At 70.4% G+C, this 21,706-nt stretch carries 16 protein-coding genes; 5 read left to right on the plus strand and 11 right to left on the minus strand.

Going from position 1 to position 21,706, the window contains the following annotated elements:
• Positions 1-104: 104 nt before the first annotated feature.
• Both ACFWW9_RS35560 and ACFWW9_RS35565 read right to left on the minus strand, forming a co-directional pair.
• A complete protein-coding gene (locus tag ACFWW9_RS35560; protein ID WP_390386671.1) occupies positions 105-518 on the minus strand; it encodes an Imm1 family immunity protein in 414 nt (137 codons plus the stop codon).
• A 20-nt stretch (positions 519-538) separates the two neighbouring features.
• The gene (locus ACFWW9_RS35565; protein ID WP_390386672.1) at positions 539-1,393 is read right to left on the minus strand and encodes an alpha/beta fold hydrolase; all 855 of its coding nucleotides are present in this window, start codon (positions 1,391-1,393) and stop codon (positions 539-541) included.
• A gap of 135 nt (positions 1,394-1,528) precedes the next feature.
• On the opposite strand from ACFWW9_RS35565, the gene ACFWW9_RS35570 reads away from it, so the two are divergent.
• The gene (locus ACFWW9_RS35570) at positions 1,529-2,149 is read left to right on the plus strand and encodes a DUF998 domain-containing protein (RefSeq protein WP_390386673.1); all 621 of its coding nucleotides are present in this window, start codon (positions 1,529-1,531) and stop codon (positions 2,147-2,149) included.
• Here ACFWW9_RS35570 and ACFWW9_RS35575 read toward each other — a convergent pair.
• Entirely contained in the window at positions 2,146-2,631 is a 486-nt protein-coding gene (locus tag ACFWW9_RS35575) for an XdhC family protein (RefSeq protein ID WP_390386675.1), read from the minus strand. The two genes, ACFWW9_RS35570 and ACFWW9_RS35575, sit on opposite strands and share 4 nt — an antisense overlap.
• A gap of 210 nt (positions 2,632-2,841) precedes the next feature.
• Here ACFWW9_RS35575 and ACFWW9_RS35580 point away from each other — a divergent pair, with 210 nt between their 5' ends.
• Both ACFWW9_RS35580 and ACFWW9_RS35585 read left to right on the plus strand, forming a co-directional pair.
• Positions 2,842-4,035, plus strand: a complete 1,194-nt coding sequence (locus ACFWW9_RS35580) for a beta-1,3-glucanase family protein (protein ID WP_390386676.1) — start codon at positions 2,842-2,844, stop codon at positions 4,033-4,035.
• 481 nt (positions 4,036-4,516) lie between these two features.
• Positions 4,517-7,021 (plus strand): chitobiase/beta-hexosaminidase C-terminal domain-containing protein, encoded by a 2,505-nt coding sequence (locus ACFWW9_RS35585; protein ID WP_390386677.1) that lies wholly within the window; start codon positions 4,517-4,519, stop codon positions 7,019-7,021.
• Positions 7,022-7,081: 60 nt separating this feature from the next.
• Here ACFWW9_RS35585 and ACFWW9_RS35590 read toward each other — a convergent pair whose 3' ends face one another.
• Positions 7,082-7,903, minus strand: a complete 822-nt coding sequence (locus tag ACFWW9_RS35590; protein WP_390386678.1) for an endo alpha-1,4 polygalactosaminidase — start codon at positions 7,901-7,903, stop codon at positions 7,082-7,084.
• Positions 7,904-8,062: 159 nt separating this feature from the next.
• On the opposite strand from ACFWW9_RS35590, the gene ACFWW9_RS35595 reads away from it, so the two are divergent.
• Positions 8,063-9,286 carry a helix-turn-helix domain-containing protein gene (locus ACFWW9_RS35595; protein WP_390386679.1) on the plus strand — a complete coding sequence of 408 codons (1,224 nt, stop codon included), beginning with the start codon at positions 8,063-8,065 and terminating at the stop codon, positions 9,284-9,286.
• On the opposite strand, the gene ACFWW9_RS35600 is transcribed toward ACFWW9_RS35595, so the two are convergent.
• The 3 genes from ACFWW9_RS35600 to ACFWW9_RS35610 form a co-directional block, all read right to left on the minus strand.
• Positions 9,267-10,055: an isocitrate lyase/phosphoenolpyruvate mutase family protein gene (locus ACFWW9_RS35600; RefSeq protein ID WP_390386680.1), complete on the minus strand. Its 789-nt coding sequence runs from the start codon at positions 10,053-10,055 to the stop codon at positions 9,267-9,269. The two genes, ACFWW9_RS35595 and ACFWW9_RS35600, sit on opposite strands and share 20 nt — an antisense overlap.
• Before the next feature lie 181 nt (positions 10,056-10,236).
• The gene (locus ACFWW9_RS35605) at positions 10,237-12,057 is read right to left on the minus strand and encodes a glycoside hydrolase family 76 protein (protein ID WP_390386681.1); all 1,821 of its coding nucleotides are present in this window, start codon (positions 12,055-12,057) and stop codon (positions 10,237-10,239) included.
• Positions 12,054-14,843, minus strand: a complete 2,790-nt coding sequence (locus ACFWW9_RS35610; RefSeq protein WP_390386682.1) for an RICIN domain-containing protein — start codon at positions 14,841-14,843, stop codon at positions 12,054-12,056. Before ACFWW9_RS35610 ends, ACFWW9_RS35605 begins: the two co-directional genes overlap by 4 nt.
• 711 nt (positions 14,844-15,554) lie before the next feature.
• On the opposite strand from ACFWW9_RS35610, the gene ACFWW9_RS35615 reads away from it, so the two are divergent.
• Positions 15,555-17,324, plus strand: coding sequence for a glycoside hydrolase family 6 protein (locus ACFWW9_RS35615; RefSeq protein WP_390386684.1), 1,770 nt, complete (start codon positions 15,555-15,557; stop codon positions 17,322-17,324).
• A gap of 42 nt (positions 17,325-17,366) precedes the next feature.
• Here ACFWW9_RS35615 and ACFWW9_RS35620 read toward each other — a convergent pair whose 3' ends face one another.
• The 4 genes from ACFWW9_RS35620 to ACFWW9_RS35635 are packed head-to-tail and all read right to left on the minus strand — an operon-like array spanning position 17,367 to position 21,685.
• Positions 17,367-18,260 (minus strand): carbohydrate ABC transporter permease, encoded by an 894-nt coding sequence (locus ACFWW9_RS35620; protein ID WP_390386685.1) that lies wholly within the window; start codon positions 18,258-18,260, stop codon positions 17,367-17,369.
• Positions 18,257-19,198, minus strand: coding sequence for a carbohydrate ABC transporter permease (locus ACFWW9_RS35625; protein WP_390386687.1), 942 nt, complete (start codon positions 19,196-19,198; stop codon positions 18,257-18,259). Before ACFWW9_RS35625 ends, ACFWW9_RS35620 begins: the two co-directional genes overlap by 4 nt.
• A complete protein-coding gene (locus tag ACFWW9_RS35630) occupies positions 19,195-20,553 on the minus strand; it encodes an ABC transporter substrate-binding protein (protein WP_390386689.1) in 1,359 nt (452 codons plus the stop codon). Before ACFWW9_RS35630 ends, ACFWW9_RS35625 begins: the two co-directional genes overlap by 4 nt.
• A 34-nt stretch (positions 20,554-20,587) precedes the next feature.
• On the minus strand, positions 20,588-21,685 hold the full coding sequence (locus ACFWW9_RS35635) for an enolase C-terminal domain-like protein (protein ID WP_390386690.1): 1,098 nt from the start codon (positions 21,683-21,685) through the stop codon (positions 20,588-20,590).
• Positions 21,686-21,706 lie beyond the last annotated feature (21 nt).

A 21,706-nucleotide genomic window follows, 5' to 3' on the forward strand; every position in this document is an offset into this window, starting at 1 on the left:
CTCGGGGCGTTCTTTGTCTTTTTTGGGGTGTGTTGGGGTCGGGGGGGTGGGGCCCGCCGCCGGGGGGGGGGCCCCCCCCCCACGGTCGGGGTGTTCGGGTGGGACTAGTCGGCGGGTGAGACCGTGGCCTGCCATTGGACGCACGTGGGGCGGGCGCCGTCGGTGCGGAGGAAGTCGTGTGCCGCTTGGCGGACGTTGGCCGCGGGGACCTCGGCGTTGGAGGGCATCGGGTGGGGCTCCCCTCGGTGGTCGTAGGTGAGTTCCGGACCGGTGGGCGGGGTGCCGTCGGTGCTGATCACGGCGCCGGACTTGTCGGTGTGGCCGACTACGCCGCGGGTGTGGTTCAGGCCGACGTGCAGGATCGCCCAGGACCCTCGTTCTCTCCGGGAGATCTGGAGCAACGGGGGTGCTTGGGCTGCCGCGTGTTCGCGGGTCATCCGGTCGAGCAACACTTCCAGGTCGTCAGCTCCACGAAGGCTGATCAACTCGTCGCCGTACCAGGCGTTCAGGGCCACCATGGCAAAACCCTATCGGGCGATCATCCGATGTGGGGCTCTCGGCCGGTGAGTTTCGCAACGCAGGCGACAATTTCTTCCGGACGTTCGAGCGGCAGCATGTGCCCCACGTCCGGAACGACCTGCGCCTGCCCGCCCACGGCCTTGGCCAAAGCCTCGGCGTTCGACTCGGGACAGAGGCGGTCCTCGTCGCCGACGACGGCGATCACCGGCCGCTCCCCCGCCACCGTCAACGCCGCTTCACGGTCGTAGCGGTCCACGGCGGGGCGGAAGAGGGCGACGGTCGTCGGCCAGTGCGCCCACACCATCTCCGCGGTGAGCTCCACGTCCTCGGCGCGCGGCTGATCGCCGAACAGCCACCAGCGCAGACCGGCGGTCTTGGCGGGTTCGATCTTGTCGCGGACGGCGCGGACGATGGGACCGAAGGCGCGTTCGAGTTCCCGCACGAGCTTGCCGACGGCTTTGGGCCACGCCAGCGACGTCTCGGCGAGGCCGGTGACGGCCGTGGAGACGAACACGACGCCCGCCACGCGTTGCCGGTAGAGCCGGGGGCGGCGTTCGGCCATCGCCATCGCGGCCATGCCGCCCATGGAGTGGCCGACGATGACGACCTGGCCGTTCGGCACGCCCCTCTCGATCAGCTCCCCCAGGTCGTCGGCGAGCTGGTCGATGGTGGCGGTGTCCTTTGTGGCCGGGTCGGACCTGCCGTGTCCTCTGTGGTCGTACGCGATCACCTGGCAGGTGCGGCCGAGGCCTTCGACCACCCGCCACCACGTGCGGTGGTCGAGCGCGTAGCCGTGCGCGAGCACGACGGTCACGTCCGCGTCCGGATCGCCGGAACGCGCCACGTTCAGCTCGGTGCCGTCCTCGAGCAGCATCGCCTGCCCCTCTCGCGTCGGGTCTGCCCTGTCCAACGAGTCGGGCCCCGGAACGTTATGCACCCCGATGGCGGCTGGTGATCTCCCCGTACCCTGCCGATCTACTTCACAGAGGCACTGCACCCGGAGGCGGTCATGACCCCACAGGACTCGCTCGTCCACTCGTACCTGTTCCTGCGCCGGGCGATCGGGTTCATCGGGATCGGGTTGCCGGTGGTGCTGGTCGTGGGCGTGCTGCTGGTCGACCACGAGTTCCTGGACTCGATCAGCGGCTACTACTACAGCCCGATGCGGGGCGTGTTCGTCGGCGCGATGTGCGCGGTCGGGGCGTTCCTGCTCTCCTACCGGGGCTACGACCGGCTGGACAACCTCACGGCGACCGCCGCGGGCGTAGCGGCCATCGGGGTGGCGCTGTTCCCGACGACGCCGCGGGACACCCACACGCCCGCGCAGGGTGTGGTCGGGGTGGTGCACCTGGCGTTCGCGTCGGTGTTCTTCCTGGCCTTGGCCTACTTCTGCCTGGTGCTGTTCACCAAGTCCGACAAGGCGCGGCCGACGACCCGCAAGCTCCAGCGCAACCGCGTGTACGTGGTGTCGGGGTGGGTCATCCTCGTCTGCCTGGCGCTGATCGTGGTGGTGAACCTGCTCCCCCACACCGAGCTGCACCTGGCGTTGTGGCTGGAGTCGGCGGCGATCCTGGCGTTCGGTTTCGCCTGGCTGACCAAGGGCGAGGCCATCCTCGGCGACCTGGGTTAGAAGGCGAAGCCGCCGGGACGGCCGGTGCGCTCGGCGATGAGGCCCGCCAGGGTCGCGATGGCGATCTCCGGGGGTGTCCGGGAGCCGATGTTGAGGCCGACGGGCCGGTGCACGCGGGCCACCTCGGTCGCCGGCACGCCCAGCGCGGCCAGCATCTCGACGTGCGGGCCGGGGTGGCGCGGGTTGCCCAGGACGCCGATCCACCGGGACCGGCCCGCGAGCGCGTCGCGGAGGACCTCGCCCAGTTCTGGGCGGTGGTGGTCGGTGACGACGACGTCGGTGTGCTCGTCGAGGTCGGGGAAGGTGGTCTCGCCGTCGCGGTCGGCGTCCGGGTCGACGAGCAGCGTGCGGTAGCCGAGGTCGGCGGCGTAGGCGAGCAGGTAGCGGGCGACGGGCGACGCGAACACGGCCACGAGCGTGCGGTCCGGGACGTCGGCTGGTGCGTCGCCGTGGGCTACCGCACAGGCCTCTGAGGTCGTCATGGTGCCAGTCTCGCCGCACCAATGCCGGACGTCCACACCGGCGGCCGTGCCCACTATCTGCGCGGATAACCGCTTTTCGCACCACAGGTTTCAGACCACAGGACCGGGCGGTCGCCCTTGACCGGCGACGACGGCCGCTCCAACCATGGGGTGGCCTCACTCAGAGAGCGCTCTCACGCACATCCGGTCATCGGGGATTTGGAGTTGCCTGTGCGCACGCGAACACTGCTCGGCCTGCTCACCGCACTGGTGGTGAGCATCCCCCTCGGTTCCGCCGCGGCGGCCCAGGCCGCCGCCCAGCCGCCGAGCCTGCTGCCGTTGAGCGTGGCGAACAACTCCGGCAGAGCGGAGCAGGTCTTCCTCTACGTGCTGGGCACCGACCTGGCCAGCGGGAAGCTGGGGTACGTCAACGCCGCGGGCGCGTTCACGCCGTGGAGCGGCGGCTCGAACCCGCCGAGCCCCGCACCGGACGTGGCCATCGCCGGACCCGGCAACGGGTCGACCACCACGATCCAGCTGCCGCGCGGGATCTCCGGGCGCATGTACATGTCGTTCGGGCAGAAGCTGACGTTCCTGCTCGCCCAGGACGGCGGGCTCGTGCAGCCCGCCCCGTGGGCCGCGAACGACCCCAACCGGGACGTGCTGTTCGACTGGAGCGAGTTCACCTACAACGACGCCGGGCTGTGGCTCAACAGCTCGCAGGTCGACATGTTCAGCGTGCCGCACGCGGTGTCGGTGACCGGTGAGCGCGGCACGAGCACCGAGGGGCAGCTCAAGCCCGGCGGACGGGACGCGATCCTCGACGCGCTGGCGAACGAGCCGGGCGACTGGGCGAAGCTGATCCACACCCGCGCCGACGGGACCCGGCTGCGCGCGCTGGCGCCGCGGCTGGCCATGGAGGGCGCGGACGGCTTCGACCCGAACTACCTCGACGGCTACCTCACCGACACCTGGAACACCTACAAGAGCACCGACCTGACGGTGGTCCCGTTCCAGTTCCAGCCGAACCTCAAGTACACCGGCCGCACCGGTGGCGACGGCGTCCTGCGGTTCAAGGACTCCACCGGCAAGGAGGTGGCGGCGTTCCCGCAGCCCGCCACCAAGGACGTCTTCGGCTGCGACGGCAAGCTGGCCGCGCCGAACGACGACGTGGTCGGCCCGCTCGCCCGCACGCTGTGCGCGGCGCTGCACCGGTCCACGCTGGGCTTCCTGCACACCCAGCCGACCTACGACGGCGGCGAGTTCTACACGCGGCCGGTCACCGACCACTACTCGAAGGCCGTGCACGCGAACATGGTCGACGGCAAGGCCTACGGGTTCGCCTTCGACGACGTCGGCAACTTCGAGTCGCTGGTGTTCGACGGCGTGCCCAGCTCGGTGACGATCACGCTGACGTCCTTCTGACCCCTGTCCCCGTGGGGTCGCGTTCACCGAGCGCGACCCCACGGGTTTTTTGTGCCCGGAATTGGCCACGGACTATGTCGCACATCACGAAATCCTCATGGTCGACGAATGGCGAAATTGATCCGTTGGCCGCAGCAAAACGCCGCCTTCCGGCCTAGCCGAATACCTCCACACCCCCGCGCGACCTCCTCACGCGCAGCACATCAGACCTGTTCAGCGCAAGTGGCGAGCGGTAGGAATCGGTGATGGCCGGGGCGCAAGATGGCCTCTTGCCCGCGTATTTCCCACTGCCGGGCTTGTTTCTTCCGTGTAACTCTTCCGCGTCGGCCTGAATCGGTTTACTGTCCCGATTGTGAGAGCGCTCTCACCCACTTGTCGTCCTCGGTTTTCCCTGCTTGGAGGTGGCACCCACGTGATTCGGAGCCCTCAAAGAACCGGCCGGCGCCGTCCGCGCTGGCGTGCGGCCCTCGCCGCGCTCGCCGTGGCGGCGCTCTCGACCCTCTCGGGGGCGGGCGTCGCGGCCGCCGCCGACGACTACACGCAGTCGGCCACGTCCCTGAACGCGACCCAGGCGCAGATCTCGTTCACCCCGACCACGACGGCGGTCTACGTCGACGTGCACTACGTGGTGACCGGGCAGGGCCAGCAGAACTTCCGCATGGACCTCAGCGGCGGCACGTGGCGCAAGACCGTGAGCGGCCTGGCCACCGGCAACGTCATCGACTACTGGTTCACCTACGAGAAGAACGGCCCGCAGTACGACACGCCGCACTTCAGCTACACCCACGGCGGCGGGTCCACGACGGTCGCCACGCCGACCTTCTCCCCCGCGGCGGGCACCTACGCGACCGCGCAGTCGGTGACGATCTCCACCGCCACCTCCGGCGCCTCGATCCGCTACACGCTGGACGGCTCCACCCCCACGGCGTCCTCCGCGCTCTACAGCGGCGCGATCTCCGTCTCCAGCAACACCACGGTCAAGGCGATCGGCCTCAAGTCCGGCTCGACCACCTCCGCGGTCGCCACCGCGGCGTACGTCATCGGCACGCCGGTGGCGACGCCGACGTTCAGCCCCGCGGGCGGCCAGTACTCCTCCGCGCAGACGGTGACCATCTCCACCGCCACCTCGGGCGCGACGATCCGGTACACGGTCGACGGCTCCACGCCGACGGCGTCCTCGACGCTCTACAGCGGGCCCATCAGCGTCCCGTCGACGCGCACGGTCAACGCCATCGGCATCAAGTCCGGTCTGGCGAACTCCGCCGTGGCCAGCGCGACCTACACGATCGGGACCTCCGCGGGCTGCCCGACGCAGCCGGACGTGCCGAACTTCGGCTCGAACACCCGCATCTTCGACCCCGGCATGTCGGCGGCGTCCATCCAGTCGCAGCTCGACGCGGACTTCAACGCGCAGAAGGACACCCTGACCGCGCAGATGGCCAACCGGCGGGTCGCGCACCTGTTCAAGCCCGGCTCCTACAGCGTGCACGACGACGTCGGCTACTACACCTCGGTCGCGGGCCTCGGCCAGAACCCCGGTGACGTGGTCATCAACGGCGCCATCACGGTCGACGCGTTCAACGAGTCCGACCAGGGCGTGGCGCTGCAGAACTTCTGGCGGTCCGCGGAGAACATGGCCGTGAACCCGATCGGCGGCTCCAACCGCTGGGCCGTGGCCCAGGCCGCGCCGTTCCGCCGCATGGACATCCGCGGCAACCTCCAGCTCTACCCGGCCAGCTACGGCTTCGCCAGCGGCGGCTACATCGCCGACACGAAGGTGTCCGGCCAGACCGCGTCCATCTCCCAGCAGCAGTGGTACACCCGCGACAGCAACCTGGGCAGCTGGGACGGCGGCGTCTGGAACATGGTGTTCTCGGGCACCACCGGCGCCCCGGCGACCACGTTCCCGAACCCGCCGGAGACCACCCTCTCCACCACGCCGGTCTCGCGCGACGTGCCGTACCTCTACATCGACAGCGCGGGCAAGTACCGCGTGTTCACGCCCGCGCTGCGCACCAACGCGTCCGGCGCGAGCTGGGCGAACGGCTCCACCCCCGGCACGTCGATCCCGATGAGCCAGTTCTACGTGGTGCGCGAGGGCGACAACGCGGCGTCCATCAACTCCGCGCTGTCCGCGGGCTGCAACCTGTTCTTCACGCCCGGCGTCTACCACCTCAACCAGACGCTGAACGTGACGAAGGCCAACACCGTCGTGCTCGGCATCGGCTACCCGACGCTGATCCCGGACAACGGGGTCAACGCCATGCAGGTCGCCGACGTCGACGGCGTCCGGATCAAGGGCCTGCTGTTCGACGCGGGCACGACCAACTCGGCGGCGCTGCTGACCGTGGGTCCGTCGGGCTCGTCCGCGAGCCACGCGAGCAACCCGACGACGTTGCAGGACGTGTTCTTCCGCATCGGCGGCTCGATCGCGGGCAACGCCACCACCAGCCTGATCGTGAACAGCAGCAACACGATCATCGACCACATCTGGGCCTGGCGCGCCGACCACGGCAACGCGGGCACGTGGGGCTGGACGCAGGCCAAGGGCGACACCGGGTTGATCGTCAACGGCAACAACGTGCTGGCGACCGGCCTGTTCGTCGAGCACTACCAGAAGTACCAGGTCATCTGGAACGGCCAGGGCGGCAAGACGATCTTCTTCCAGAACGAGATGCCCTACGACGTGCCGAACCAGGCGAGCTGGATGAGCCCCAACGGCCGCAACGGGTACGCGGCCTACAAGGTCGCCGCCAACGTCACCTCGCACGAGGCGTGGGGGCTCGGCAGCTACAACTTCTTCAACGTCAACCCCTCGGTCAACGCCTACCACGCGTTCGAGGTGCCCAACAACGCGAACGTGCGCTTCCACAGCCTGTGCACGGTGTCGCTGAACTACCAGGGGCTGATCACCCACGTCATCAACGACACCGGAGGGGTGACGCCTCCCGGAACCGTTCCGGTGAACGTGGTGAGCTACCCGTAGCCAGTAACGGGTAGTCGGTGAACGCCGGTCGGGTCCGCCAACCCGACCGGCGTTCGCGCGTCAGCAGCGCGCGTAGGAGTAGCCCGACTCGCCCGCGCGCACGAGCAAGCGGTCGCGGACGACCGTCGTGCGTGGACGGCTCGTGTCGGCGCACACCCCGCCCGGCGGCGGGTTGTCCGTGTACTCGACGTCGATCACCCGCTGCCCGTAGGCCGCCGTGTACTCGGCGCACTCGCCGAACGCGACGCACTCCTCGGCCACGGCGAAGTCGAACCTCGCCTCGTCGCGGCCCCGGCTGCCCAGTTCCGCCGAGTTCTTCTGCCCGATGAGCAGGTTCCGGCTGTGCGCGGCGTCGGCGAGCTGCGCGGCGAACGCCAGGTTGTCGTCCAGGGTGATCGCGCCGTGCGAGCGGGTGTCGGAGTCCAGGTTGTCGATCTCCACGGCGTCGAAGCCCGAGGTGGCGCACGTCGTGATGGTCGCGCCGACGAACACCGCGAGCCTCGCCCGCTTCTCCGGCGACGACGTGTCCAAGATCAGCTCGTCCGGCCAGTTCGAGTCGACCAGCGGCTGTCCGTCCTTTCCGAACAGGACGAGGTCGCGCCGCTCGTTCAGCCACAGGTCCCGCTCGGCGGGCTGGGTCTGGAAGCCGTTGACGTAGCAGACGTTGTAGAGCCCGTTCTCCGGCTGCGCGGTGCTGTCGCGCACGACCAGCCGCACCCCGGCGGGCGGCGGGTACGCGCCGCCGAGCTGGTAGTCGGCGGCCACCCCCTCGGGGAACGCCTTGCTCGTCGTGGACGCGGGCACCGACACCTCGCCCACGACGACGGGTTGCGGCTGCGCCGAGCACGCGGTCAGCGCCAGCGCGGCGGTGAGCAGCCTCAACGGCGGACCTAGCGGTGGAACCACGTCACTCCCCAGGACGGTCGCGGTCGGTCCCCGCGACCCTACTGATCACCGGTGTGACGGACGTGTGCTCCGCGCGTGCGGGTGATGTCCGAAAACGGCCGGCGCGGGTTCGCGACCGCCCGGCACCATGACCGCGTGACCACGTACTCCGCCGTGCGGACCACCGGGATCTACTGCCGTCCCGGCTGCGGCGCGAAACCGCTCGCCGAGAACGTCCGCACGTTCGAGCTCGCCGCCGCGGCGGAGGCCGAGGGCTACCGGGCGTGCCTGCGCTGCCGCCCCTACCGGGTCGCGGGCACCGTCGCCGACGACGCGCCCGAACTCGTCTGCCGAGCCGTGCGGATCATCCTCGACGGCACCCTCGACGCGGGCGACGAGTCCACCGTCGCCTCGCGCGTCGGCCTGTCCGCCCGCCACCTCCGCCGCCTCTTCCACGACCACCTCGGCGTCACGCCCGACCAGTTCGCCCGGTCCCGCCGCGCCCACTTCGCCCGCAGGCTCCTCGACGACTCCGACCTGCCCATCGCCGACGTCGCGTTCGCCTCCGGCTTCGGCAGCCTGCGCCAGTTCAACCGCGCCATGCGCGAGGTCTTCCGGTATGCCCCCGGCGAGCTCCGCGACCGCCGTCGACGCGGCGACCGCCTCACCGCCGACGGCGGTCTCCCCCTGCGGCTGCCGTTCACCGCGCCCTACGACTGGAACGCCACCCTCACCCTGCTGGCCGACCGCGCCGTCCCCGGAGTCGAGTCCGTCGAGGGCGACGTCTACCGCCGCACCATCACCCTCGACGGCGCCCCCGGCCTCCTGGAGATCGGCCCCGGCGGCCCCGACCACCTCCTGCTGCGCACCCACCTGCCCTATTGGGAGGGTGTCATCCACGTCGTGGAGCGCGCCGCCCGCCTGCTCGGCCTCGACATCGACCACACCGCCGCCGTCGCACACCTCAGCCACGACGACACCCTGCGCCCGCTGCGCCCCGGCGTCCGCGTCCCCGGCGCGTGGGGACCGTTCGAGACCGCCGCCCAAGCGGCCGTCGACCCCGAGCGGGTGGGCGACCTCGTCCGCGCCCACGGCACCCCGGTCCCCGGCCTCCCCCACGGCCTCACCCACGCGTTCCCGTCCGCCGAAGCCCTCACCGACGAGCCCGGCACCGTCGGTGAACTGGCCCGCGCCGTCGTGGCGGGCGCGCTCGACGACCCGCTGTCGTCGCTGCCGTTCCTCGACCACGCCACCCGGCACCGGATCGCCCTGCGCCTGGGCTTCCGCGACGCCTCCCCCCTGCCCGACACCCCCGACGCCTGGCGACCGTGGCGCTCCCTCGCCACGGTCCACCTGCTGCTCAGCGGAGCAGGTCGTTGAGCTCCCCGTAGCTCAACGCGTCCTCCAACGCCCCGTACGTGCCCGCGCCGAGGAGCTCACGAGCCGCGGCCGCCGCCAGCCCGTACGCCGCCTGCGCGATCCCCGACCCCACGCTGATCCGCACCACCCCCAGCTCGGCCAGCTCCCGCACGCTCGGCGCGCCGGGGAACGCCATCACGCTCAGCGGCAACGGCCCACCAACCAGTTCCTTGATCGCGACCGGGTCCACGAGTCCCGGCACGAACAGCACGTCCGCACCCGCGGCCGCGTACCGCTCGGCCCGGACCACCGTGTCCGCCAACCGCTCGGCGGGCGACCCCGACCCGGTCAGGAAGGTGTCCGTGCGCGCGTTGAGGACCAGGTCCGCTCCCCCGGCCTCCCTGGCGGCGGCCAACAGGTCCGCCTGCTCGGCCGGGTCGACCAGCACACCCCCGCGGCTGTCCTCCAGGTTCACCCCCACGGCCCCGATGGCGAGCACCTCGGCCACCGTCTCCGCCACCGCGCCGTAGCCGTCCTCGACGTCCGCCGTCACCGGCACGGTCACCGCCGTCACGATCCGCCGCAGGGCGTCCAGGGCCTCCGCGCGCGTCAACCCACCACCATCGGGCACGCCCAACGCCCAGGACACCCCGGCGCTCGTGGTGGCGATCGCCTTCGCCCCGGCGGCCTCGATCGCCACCGCCGACCCCGGATCCCACGCGTTCGGCAGCACCAGCGGACCGTTGGTGTGCAGCGCGCGGAACGAACGGGCCTTCTCGCGGACGTCCATCTCGGTACTTCCTCCAGATCACGATGATGAGGAGAACAGCCTCTCGCCCGAGAGCGACGAGGTCTGGCCATATCCGGACATGATCACCGACGCGGCGAACGGCCACGACTCCCTGCTCGTCGCGGCCGTTCGCGCTAGTCCGGATATTGACCTTTGGTCAACACTGAAGCTATCGAGTCGGCTAGCCCGTCAACGCCTCCAGTCCGCTCGCCTGCGTGCGCCAGTCGACCTGGTTCGGCGTGCCACCGGCCCACCGCTGCCCCACCCGGTTGAGCGGGTCGCGGTCGGTCGACCAGATCGAGTCGGACTGGCGCTGGCCGAACTGCTGGTAGGCCGCCACGCCCGTCGCCTGGGCCAGGTCGGCGAGGTAGCGGGCGAAGACGCCCTTGAACTGCTTCTGGTTGTCGTCGCACGCGCGGGTGCCGGTGTCGCAGGACTCGGTCAGCACTCCCCCGACGGTCAGCACCGGGCTCGTGGTGCCCGCGTCGGCCAGGCGGCGAGCGCCGGTCAGGTAGCGGGTGTCGCCGGTCGCGCGCCACGTCTCCAGCAGGCCGCCGATGCCCAGGCCCTGGTTGTAGGTCCAGACGGTTTGGCCGTTGTTGCGGCAGTCCGTGGTGAGACCGTCGTTGACCAGGCCGGACCCGTTGATCAACCCGCTGGCCAGGTACCAGTCCCCCGCGGTGCGCGAGCGCTGCCCCCACGTGGTGTCGCCGGGCGTGCGGTTGTGCACGGCGGCCGCCAGGCGCAGGTAGAGGCCGATGGTGACGGCGTTCTTGTAGGTGCGTTCGCGGTCCCACCACACGCCGCCGCCGCACGTGCCGGTGTCCCAGAACTGGTGGACGTAGGCCGCGATGGTGGTGGCCATCGACAGGTAGCGCGCGTCGCGGGTGAGGTCGTACGCGCCGATCCACGCGAGGCCCCACCAGGCCGTGTCGTCGATCGAGCGGCTGATGAAGTTGCCCTCGACGGGGTCGGAGCTGCGCTGGCCCGCCGCGAACGTGCCGCGGTTGACGTCGAAGGTGCGGGCGATCATCCAGTCGTACTGGTGGTTTCCGGTCCGGGCGGCGAAGGCGGTCAACGCCGTGAGCGTGGCGGCGGAGTTCCACCAGCTGCTGGGCCACCAGGCCGCGTACGGGTCGTAGGAGTAGGCCAGGGCGTCGGCCGCTGCGGCCGTCCGGGTCGGCGTGGGGCGGGCCCAGGCCGTGCAACTGCCCTGGGCGTGGGCGGCTTCCCGGCCGCACGCGCGGACCGCGCCGCCGTAGTGCCTGCCTCGGGGGTCGCGGGTGGCGAACATCGTGGTCCTGGTGGACGTGCCGGACGTGACGCCGACCCGGCCCAACGACGAGCCGCCCGGCCAGGACGCGCCGGAGTCCCACGACCGGTCCAGCCACACCTCGTCACCCGGACCGCCCGCCTCGATCGTGCCCCAGGCCATGGAGTTCCGGTCGACGTGCAGGCGGATCACCCGGCCGAACAGGGTCGTCGACGGCACGGGCTGGGTGTCGCCGTTCGCCTGGCCCGCGTCGGTGCGGTCGCAGGTCACGTCGCACACCGTCGGGTAGATCCAGTCCGTGCAGACCACGCCCGCGCCGTCGCCGCACGCCCGGAGCAGGCCGCGCTTGTGCCCGACGGGATCGGTGACGTTGTACATCAGCGTCCGGGTGCCGGTCCACGAACCGGGGATGGTCGCGCGGCCGAGCAGCCCCTCCCAGGTCGCGCCGCCGTCCCACGACCGGTCGAGCCAGACGCCGTCGCCCGCGACGCCGTTGTCGACCGACGCCCAGCCCATGCCGTCGACGTCGGAGACGTGCAGGACCACGCGACGGCCGTTGACCTGCCGTTCCGGGACCGGGAAGATCTCCTGCCGCGTGCGCGACGGGTCGAGCGTGTCGCACGACAGGGTGCACACGACGGCCGCCGCGGTGGGCACGGTGTCCGTGCTGGGCGGCGGCGTGACCGGTGCGAGGCCGAGCAGCAGCGAGGTGACCAGGACGCGGATCACGACAGCCTCCACAGGTGGTCGGCGGTGCCGCTGTCGTCGAACTGCACGACCTGCGCGGAGTTGTCGTAGGACATGCCGTCCACGCCCAGGACCTTGCCGCTGTTGGCGTTCTGCACCCGCCAGAGGTCGTCGGTGTCCGGCCTGAGCCGCCACAGGTGGTCCGCGGTGCCGGTGTCACCGAACTGGACGACCCGCGCGGAGTTGGCCGTCGACATGCCGTCCACGCCGAGCACCTTGCCCGAGTTCTCGTTGCGGATCCGGAAGTAGCCGTTGGCGTCCGGCACGAACCGCCAGAGGTGGTCGAGCGTGCCGTTGTCGTCGTACTGCACGACCCTCGCCGAGTCCGCCGTGGACATCTGGTCCACGCCCAACACCTTGGTGGAGTTGAGGTTCCTGATCCGGACAGGGCCGTCCGGGATGATCCGCCACAGGTGGTCCGCCGTGCCGTTGTCGTCGAACTGCACCACCCTCGCCGAGTCCGCCGTGGACATCTGGTCCACGCCGAGGACCTTGCCGGAGTTCACGTTGCGGAGCCGGAACCAGCCGTCGCCGTTGTCGACGAGCGTCCACCGGTGGTCGGCGGTGCCGTTGTCGTCGAACTGGACGACCTGCGCGGAGTTCGCGGTCGACATGCCGTCCACGCCCAGCACCTTGCCGGTGCGCTCGTTGCGCACCTTCACCCGGCCGTTGCCCAGGTCCACCAGCCGCCACAGGCGGTCGGCCGACCCGTCGTCGGCGAACTGCACTACCCTGGCGTCCGAAGTGGACAAGACCTTGCCGCTGTTCTTGTTCTGCACCCGGCACGGCACGCCCGGTGTCCCCCACGTCCGCGCGCCGCCGGTCTGCGGGAACGCGGTGATCCGCAGCCGCGCCGCGCCCATCGGCACCAGTTCCGCCGTGCGCTCGGCCCCCGTGGTCGCGACCGGGCCGTCGGATAGCGTCGCCACGACGTTCTCGCCGTCGGCCTCCCAGTCCGGGATGTCCCGCACCCGCGCGGCGATCCGGACCGGCGCGGTGGCGAGCGTGAACGGGTCGGTCACGCTGCCGCCGGTGGACACGGTGAACTGCTGGTTCGGCGTCAGGCCGACGTTCCACGCCGATCCGGGCCGCACCTCGTACTCCGGCCACGCGTCCGTGCCCGCGGAGCGGGTCCAGCGCTCGTCGACGCGCAGCGAGAACGTGAGCGCGCCGAGGTCGACGGACACCGCGTTGTGGTTGCGCGTCCACACCCGCGTGCGCGGCGCCATCGGCAGCCGCAGCACGACCTTGTCGCCGTTCGCCCAGGTGCGGTCGACGGTGACGAACCGGGGTCCGCCCTGCGCGGCCACCGCGGCCCCGTTGACCGTGAGCGACGGGTTCGGGCACCAGCCCGGAATCCGCACGGCGAACGGGAACGCCAGCGCCTTCGGGGTGGCGACGGTGAACGTGATGGTGTCGGTGAAGGGGTAGCCGGTCTCCGAGGTGATGGTGACCGCGGTCCCGTCGCCGACCTTCGCGGTCACGCGCGACGGGCCGTGCAGCGCGGCCGCGAGCCCGCCGTCGGGCGTGGCGAGCCACATCTCCTCGACGTAGTACGGCCAGCCCTGGCCGTAGTTGTGCGGGCAGCACCGGTACTGGTCGACGCCCGGCTTGTAGGCCTGCATGGCGAACCCGTTCTGGAACTGCCGCCGCCCCTTCGGCGCGTTGTCGAGCTGGACGGCGTTCGCGCTGGTCACGTAGTGCGTGACCTTGCCGAGCGGGTCCAAGGAGGCGGGCAGCAGGTTGAACGCCAGCTCCTCGGTCCGGTCGGCCCACACCGGGTCGCCGGTGACGCGGGTCAGCAGCTCGTGGCTGGCCATGAACTCCACGACCCCGCACGTCTCGAAGCCCTGCCGGGGATCGCCGTACCCCGGCCGCGCGTTCTCGTCCCCGGCGAACCCGCCACCGGGGAACTGGCCGTACGCCGCCATGACCGTGTCGTAGGTGTGGTAGCTGGACGCCCGGTGCGCCGCGTCGCCGGACAGCAGCCAGAACTGCGTGGGCTCCCGGAACCCCTGCGCGAAGTTCACGTTGTGCAGGCTCGCGACGCGGTCGACCCAGTTCGCCGAGTGCTGGTGGATCCGCCGGGTCAGGTCGATCAGCGGCGAGTCGCCCGTGCGGTTGTAGAGCCAGTGGACGACGTCGATCGTGTCACCCCACCGGGTCGCGCCCCAGCCGTCGGAGAACACGCCGTCCGGTTGGGTCGCCATAAAGCGGAAGTACCGGGTCAGCAGGGAGTCGACCCGCGTGTCGCCGCGGAACTCGGCCCACGACCGGAGCGCGTGCAGCATCGGCATGTGCGGCCACAGGTCGGCGTGGCCGTTGAGCGCGGTCCGCAGCCGGGTCGGGCCGAAGTAGCCGTCGGAGGCCTGCGTGGCGATGACGGCGTTGATCCAGCGCTCGGTGTCGGCGAGGACCCGCGAATCACCGGTGACGTACCCGAGGTCGCCGAAGCCGCGCAGCCAGTACGGCACCTCCTCCCAGCCGTCGAGGTCGGGCCGCGTCCAGCCCGAGTCGGCGAACCGGAGGAAGTGCGAGAACTCCTGGTAGCGCCCGTTCAGGCCGGAGACCTGGCGGTCGAGCTGGGTGGCGAGCCACCCGGTCGCCTTCGCCGCGCCGGGCGGGAGGCGGAGGTAGGCCGAGGGGCGGAGGGGGGATCTGTTGACGGGGTAGAGCGGGGCGGCCGCTTGGGCCGCCGGGGCGCGGAGCAGGGCTCCGCCCGCGGTCAGGAGACCGCCGCGCAGGAGGGTACGACGTGCAATCGACATGGCTGTGCTCCCGGTGCAGGGTGGGTGCGGCCTGAGGTGTCGAGCGACGGGGGGCTGGGGCGATCGTAGCTTTTTTACAACGTTGTGCCAACGATGTAAATCCTGGGGTTCAGGCAGGTGGAAGGCGGTTTGAGGAAGGAGAACCGGGCCAGGGGGTGGCAGCACCGAGGAAGCCGATCGAAGTCGCCGGAGCCCTCAAGCCGAATGGCCACCGAGCCGAGGCACCGAGCCGGCCGAGGTCGACGCCATCCCCGATCACCGTCCGCCGACCGCGCAACGGCGGTCTCGCGTGACTACCGGCGGTGGCGTTTCGGTGGGTTCCGGAAGTTCGGGACCGGTTCCGCGATGGCCGTAAAACGCGCGGAACGGGGTCTGTTCGACACATTTCTGGGAGCGCTCCCAGTCGAGATGCGGCACCGACGTTCGTCGGCAAGGTCCATCCAGCCGAAGGCGTCCTACTCCCCCTGGCGGCAGCACCGGCCGATCGATGGCAACCAAGCAGCCCATTTGCCAGGAAATGCCTCCATATGCCGAAAGTATCGGCAGTTGACCATCCACTGTGGACTGGGCGCTATCGCCCGAAAATGCGGTCTGTACACCGCGTAACGCTGCCGTTACCCTCCTGTCTGGGAGCGCTCCCAGACGCAGAAGTCCGGACGACCGCCCCACGTACGAGATCCATGACAAAGGCGTCGTGAGGAGATCGCAAAGATGAGTTCCCCTGCAAACGGGCACCCGAGCCCACCGCGCCGAGGTGTGCGCATCGCGGCGATAGGGGCGACGGTCGCCACGTTCGTCGCCATGATCGGCGTCGCGACGAGCACCCAGGCGTCCGCCGCGCCGGGCTGCAAGGTCGACTACAGCTCCTCGAACTGGGGTGGTGGCGGGTTCACCGGGTCGGTCAAGATCACCAACGTCGGCGACGCCATCTCTGGTGGGTGGACGCTGAAGTTCACCTTCCCCAGCACCACCCAGAAGGTGTCCCAGGGCTGGAACGCCACCTGGACCCAGTCCGGCGCCGCCGTGACCGCGACGAGCATGTCGTACAACGGCAGCATCGGCACGGGCGCGACGGTCGACATCGGCTTCAACGGCACCTACAGCGGCACCAACACGGCGCCGACGTCGTTCTCGCTGAACAACGTCACGTGCACCGGCCAGCCGGGCACGACCACCACCACGACGACGACCACCACGACCACCACGCCGGGCAACCCCGGTGGCGGCAGCCGGGTGGACAACCCGTACGCGGGCAGCAAGGTCTACGTGAACCCGGACTGGTCCGCGAAGGCCGCGGCCGAGACGGGCGGCAGCCGGATCTCCAACCAGCCGACCGCCGTGTGGCTCGACCGCATCGCCGCGATCGCGGGCACGTCCAGCTCCAGGGGCCTGGTCGGCCACCTCGACGAGGCCGTGCGGCAGGCCGCGGGCGGGACGATGACGATCCAGCTCGTCATCTACAACCTCCCCGGCCGCGACTGCTCCGCGCTCGCGTCCAACGGTGAGCTCGGGCCGACGGAGATCGGGCGCTACGAGAGCGAGTACATCGACCCGATCGCGGCGATCCTCGCCAGGCCCGCCTACGCGAACCTGCGGATCGTGACGATCGTCGAGATCGACTCGCTGCCCAACCTGGTCACCAACGTCACCCCGCGCCCGACCGCGACCGCGAACTGCGACGTGATGAAGGCCAACGGCAACTACGTGACCGGTGTCGGCTACGCGCTCGCGAAGCTCGGCGCGGTGTCGAACGTCTACAACTACATCGACATCGGCCACCACGGCTGGCTCGGCTGGGACGACAACTTCGCCCCGACCGCCGCGCTGCTCTACCAGGCCGCGAACGCCTCCGGCAGCACCAAGGCCAACGTGCACGGCTTCATCGCCAACACCGCGAACTACGGCGCCACCACGGAGCCGTACTTCAAGATCGGCGACTCGGTCGGCGGCACGCCGATCCGCGAGAAGGCCAAGTGGATCGACTGGAACCGGTACGTCGACGAGCTGTCCTACGCCCAGGCGTTCCGCCAGCAGGCCATCACGGCCGGGTTCGACTCGGGCATCGGCATGCTGATCGACACCTCGCGCAACGGCTGGGGCGGCTCCGCCCGTCCGACGGGCCCCGGCCCGACGACCAGCGCCGACGCGTACGTCGACGGCGGTCGCATCGACCGCCGCATCCACCTCGGCAACTGGTGCAACCAGAAGGGCGCGGGTCTCGGCGCGCGTCCGACGGCCGCTCCCGCCTCGGGCATCGACGCCTACGTGTGGGTCAAGCCGCCGGGCGAGTCCGACGGTGCGAGCAAGGAGATCCCGAACAACGAGGGCAAGGGCTTCGACCGGATGTGCGACCCGACGTACACCGGCAACGCCCGCAACGGCAACAGCATGTCCGGTGCCCTGCCGGACGCCCCGCTGTCCGGCCAGTGGTTCTCCGCGCAGTTCCAGGAGCTCATGAAGAACGCCTACCCGGCGCTCTGACCCGAGCCGCTGACGCCGTCCTCGCCTCGCGCGAGGGCGGCGTCAGCCCTTGGTGGCCCCGGCGAGCATCCCGGACACGAGCGCCTTCTGCGAGAACAGGAACAGCACGAGCACCGGCAGGATGGCGACGATGATCGCCAGCGCCAGCTCCGGGCTGGTGATGTTCAGGCCGGCGCCCGCCACCGGGTTGAACGACGGCGTGGACGACAGCAGCTGGTTCAGGCCGACCTGGAGCGGGAACTGGTCGGTGTTGGGCAGGACCAGGTAGGGCAGGAAGAAGTTGTTCCAGTTGCCCACGAAGCTGAAGAACGCCACCAGCGCCGCGACCGGTTTCGCCAGCGGCAGCGCGATCCTGGTGAACAGCTGCCACTCCGAGCACCCGTCGATCCGCGCGGCGGCGAGGATGTCGGTGGGCATGGACGTGGCGAAGTAGATGTACACGAGGTAGACGCCGAACGGGTAGAACGAGAACGGCAGGACGACCGACCAGATCGTGCCGATCAGGCCGAACTCGTTGAGCTCCAGGAAGATCGGCAGCACCAGCGTGGCCGACGGCATGATCATCACGATCAGCGTGGTCACCAGCAGCGCCTTGCGGCCGCGGAAGTTCGACAGCGCGAGCGCGAACCCGGCCGGGATGCTCGTGGCGAGCGTGATCACCAGCGTGATGGCCGAGTAGACGGCGGAGTTGCGCAGCCAGACCAGCAGGATGCCGTCCTGGAAGTCGACCAGGTGCCGCCACGCCGTGGCGACGTTGCCGAACGACCCGAACGACAGCGGCCCGTCGCTGATCAGCTGCCCCGCGGTCTTCGTGGGGGCGAGCAGCAGCCAGAGCACCGGCAGGATGAAGAACACCACCAGCGCCAGGAACAGCACCACGACGGCGGCCGTGGCCGCGCGGCTCGATTCGGGTCGGGTCCTCGCGACCACGGTCATGACTCCTCCACGGTGAACAGGTCCGACCGGGTCACGAGCAGGCCCGCGGCCAGCAGTCCGAGCGCCAGCAGGAAGATCGAGATGGCGGCGGCCCCGTTGAAGTCGCCGTGCTGGAAGGCGTAGACGTACGCGAGCTGGTTGGGCGACCAGGTCGGGCTGACCCGGCCGAGGCTCGCGGTCTGGAGCAGCTGCGGCTCCACGAACAGCTGCGTGCCCGCGGCGAACGCGAGGATGGCCATGTACGCGATCCACTTGCGGATCATCGGGATCTGCACGTTCCACGCGCTGCGCCACGGTCCCGCGCCGTCCATCCGCGCGGCTTCGAGCACCTCGTCCGGGATGTTGTTGAGCGCGCCGTACATCACCACGATCCACCCGCCCGCGCCGGTCCAGAACGCGATCAGCACGAAGATCACCGGCAGGTCGCCGGGCGCGAGGACGGCCGCGAAGCTGTCGAAGCCGAGCGACTCCAGCAGCCACGACGCCGGGCTGACGGCCGGGTCGAGCATGAACAGCCACACCAGCACGCTCGCCACGCCCGCGAGCGCGCCGGGCACGTAGTAGAGGAACCGGAACACCGCCGAGAGGCCCGGCTTCATCCGGCTGCGCAGCACGACCGCGACGACGACCGTGAGCACGATCAGCGACGCGAGCCACATGACCAGGTACACGCCGATGTTGAGGAACGCGGGCAGGAACCGGTAGTCGCCGAACACCTTCACGAACTGGTTGAGCCCGGTGAACTGGCCCCGGTCGTTGGTCAGGGCCAGGAAGAACGCGTACAGGGTCGGGAAGATCCCGAACGCGACCAGCAGCACGGTGTAGCCGGAGACGAAGAGGTAGCCGGACCAGCCGGTCCGGCGGCGCCGCGAGGGGCGCTGCCGAACCGGCTGGACGGGCACGGCCACCTGGGCGGCCCCGGTGTCGAGGGCCGTCACTTGCCCGCGATCTGGTAGCCGACGGACTTCGCCTCGTCGATGATCGTCGACTGCCACTGCGGCAGCGTCTCGGTCAGCGTCTTGCCCGCCGTCAACGCGGGCAGGACGACGTTCGACCACGCGGTGGAGTCGCTGAACTTCGTGTTCGACCAGCCCGTCCACACCTCGTCGGCGGCCTTGGTGAACACGTCCGTCACGTCGGTGGCGAAGTACGCCTTGTTCGCCGGGTTCGCCAGCCACGCCTTCGCCGCCGGCGCGTACGCCGGGTAGGTCGGGGCGTTGGCCTGGAAGTCGTTCGACGTGGTCAGCCAGGTGGCCAGGTCGGTGGACGCCTTCAGGTTCTTGCTGTGCGAGGACACCATCCACACGCCGCCGCCGACGTTGCCGGTCGCGGGAGTGGACTCACCCGACCAGGTGAGCGGTCCGGCGGCGGCGATCTGCCCGGCGGGCACCTTGAACGCCGAGTCGAACAGGTACTTGCCGTACCAGGACGGGCCGTTGGCCATCAGGACCTTGCCGTCGTTGTCCTTGGCGAAGCCCTGGCTGAAGAAGCCCTGCGTGGACACCGACTTGGCCGCGATCAGCTTGTCCAGCAGGGTGGCCATGCGGGTGCAGTTCTTGTCGGCCAGGTCGACCTTCAGGGTGTTGGCCTCGACCAGCGAGAACGCCGGGCACTGGCTGGACCAGAAGTACGACTCGTGCGAGTTGGTGTCGCCGACCGAGCCGACGAGGTAGCCGGGGTGCTCCGTCGCGACCTTCTCCCCGATCGCCTGGTACTCCTCCCAGGTCTTCGGGACCTGGTAGCCGAACTGGTCCATCAGCGCCTTGTTGTACCAGAGCACGACCTGCGCGATGTCGTTGCGCAGGCAGTAGGTGTGGCCGTTGAACTTGCACGGGTCGAGCGCGCCCTTGGCGAACCCGTCGAGAATGTCCTTGGGCACGAGGTCCTGGTCCAGGGGCGCGGCGAACGCGGTCGCGTTCGGGCCGGTCGGACTGGACGCCCAGGTCACGTCGGTGGGCGCGCCGAACACGACGTCCGGCCAGCCGTTGCCGGTCCGGTCGAACAGCTGGACCTTGGTCTGGAGGTAGGTCGAGCCGTCCGCGCTGCCGTCGTAGGTGACGACGTTCATCTTCACGTCCGGGTGCGCGGCCTGGTACTGCTGCACGGCCGGGATCCGGGTCGAGTCGGCCCAGACGACGATCTCCGAGCCCGCGGTCTGCTCGGCCTGCTTGAACTCCCCGGCGGACGCGCCGGTGGTGGTGGACTGCTCGGCGCTGGCGCACGCGGAGAGCGCGACGGCGGCGGACAGCACCGCGAACGCCACCCGGCGTCTTGCCCCTGACTTCGTTGACATGGGTTTGTGCCTTTCTCGTACTGCGGGGGAAGTGCTACGCGACCTGCTCGACGAACCGCTCGAGGTCCGGGCCGTAGTCGAAGCGGGCGGGCAGGGAGATGCCGTGGCCCGCGGGTGCGTGGACCAGGCCGGAGGCGTCCACGTGCCGTTCCCGGACGACGGTCCGGGAGGTCACGAGCGACTCGTAGTAGGTGGTGTTGCTGATCGCCATGCAGAGGTGCTGGTTCGGGATGTCCGAGCCGTGCACCTCGGCGCGGAGCCGGAAGGCGTCCGCCAGGTGTGCCGTGCGCATGGCGCCGGTGATGCCCCCGCGCAGGGTCGTGCTCGCGCGGACCCCGAAGGTGGCCGCGCCCGCCTTGATGAAGTCGGCGGAGTTCATGTGCGCGCCGTCGGAGGTCTCCCCCACCAGCAGCGGGACCTCCACGAGTTCGGCCAGCCGCTGGTAGGCGCTGATGCTGAACTCGCGCATCGGCTCCTCGTACCAGAGGTAGTCGGCCTCCCCCAGCGCCCGGCCGAGCCGCACGGCGTCCGGCAGGTCGAAGCCCGCCGAGCCGTCGTACATCAGCGGCACGTCCGGGCCGACGTGCTCCCGCAGCGCCAGGCACAGCGCCGCGTCACGGCGGGCGTCGCCCCAGGCGTGCAGCTTGATGCCGCGGTAGCCCAGGTCGAGGCACTGGTCGACGACGTCGAGGAACTCCTCCGTGGTGGCGAAGGTCGACGTGGACGCGTACGCCGGGATCTCGGTGCGGAACCCGCCGAGCAGCTGCCACACCGGCTGCTCGTGCACCCGGCCCGCCAGGTCCCAGAGCGCGACGTCGACCAGACCCAGCGCCGGGAGCGGGAGCTCCTCGATCCGGTCCAGCTCCCACACCCGGTGCCACAGCCACTCGCGCTGGAACGGGTCCTGGCCGAGCAGCTCGTCGCGGAACACCCGGTCGACCAGGTCCTCCAGCACCGGCGCGGCTCCGGGCCGGGCGAAGAGGGCGACGCCCTCGGCGCCCTCGTCCGTCCCGATCCGCAGCACCGCTCCGGTGCCCGCGGGCGCGCTGCCGCCCAGGCCGTGCCGCCACCGGAAGGGCGGGTCGGCGGCCCGCATCGCGAACCGGTGCACTTCGACTTCGGTGATCTTCATGGTGTCTTCCTGTTGCCGGAG

Origin of the sequence: Umezawaea sp. NPDC059074 (genome assembly GCF_042738955.1) — a bacterium.
In the GTDB taxonomy this organism is placed as follows: Bacteria; Actinomycetota; Actinomycetes; order Mycobacteriales; family Pseudonocardiaceae; genus Umezawaea.

Bases quoted from the DNA above. Each gene is read 5' to 3' on its own strand.
- ACFWW9_RS35560 (WP_390386671.1), bottom strand. From the start codon at position 518: ATGGTGGCCCTGAACGCCTGGTACGGCGACGAGTTGATCAGCCTTCGT.
- ACFWW9_RS35565 (WP_390386672.1), bottom strand. From the start codon at position 1,393: ATGCTGCTCGAGGACGGCACCGAGCTGAACGTGGCGCGTTCCGGCGAT.
- ACFWW9_RS35570 (WP_390386673.1), top strand. From the start codon at position 1,529: ATGACCCCACAGGACTCGCTCGTCCACTCGTACCTGTTCCTGCGCCGG.
- ACFWW9_RS35575 (WP_390386675.1), bottom strand. From the start codon at position 2,631: ATGACGACCTCAGAGGCCTGTGCGGTAGCCCACGGCGACGCACCAGCC.
- ACFWW9_RS35600 (WP_390386680.1), bottom strand. From the start codon at position 10,055: ATGGACGTCCGCGAGAAGGCCCGTTCGTTCCGCGCGCTGCACACCAAC.
- ACFWW9_RS35610 (WP_390386682.1), bottom strand. From the start codon at position 14,843: ATGTCGATTGCACGTCGTACCCTCCTGCGCGGCGGTCTCCTGACCGCG.
- ACFWW9_RS35615 (WP_390386684.1), top strand. From the start codon at position 15,555: ATGAGTTCCCCTGCAAACGGGCACCCGAGCCCACCGCGCCGAGGTGTG.
- ACFWW9_RS35620 (WP_390386685.1), bottom strand. From the start codon at position 18,260: ATGACCGTGGTCGCGAGGACCCGACCCGAATCGAGCCGCGCGGCCACG.
- ACFWW9_RS35630 (WP_390386689.1), bottom strand. From the start codon at position 20,553: ATGTCAACGAAGTCAGGGGCAAGACGCCGGGTGGCGTTCGCGGTGCTG.
- ACFWW9_RS35635 (WP_390386690.1), bottom strand. From the start codon at position 21,685: ATGAAGATCACCGAAGTCGAAGTGCACCGGTTCGCGATGCGGGCCGCC.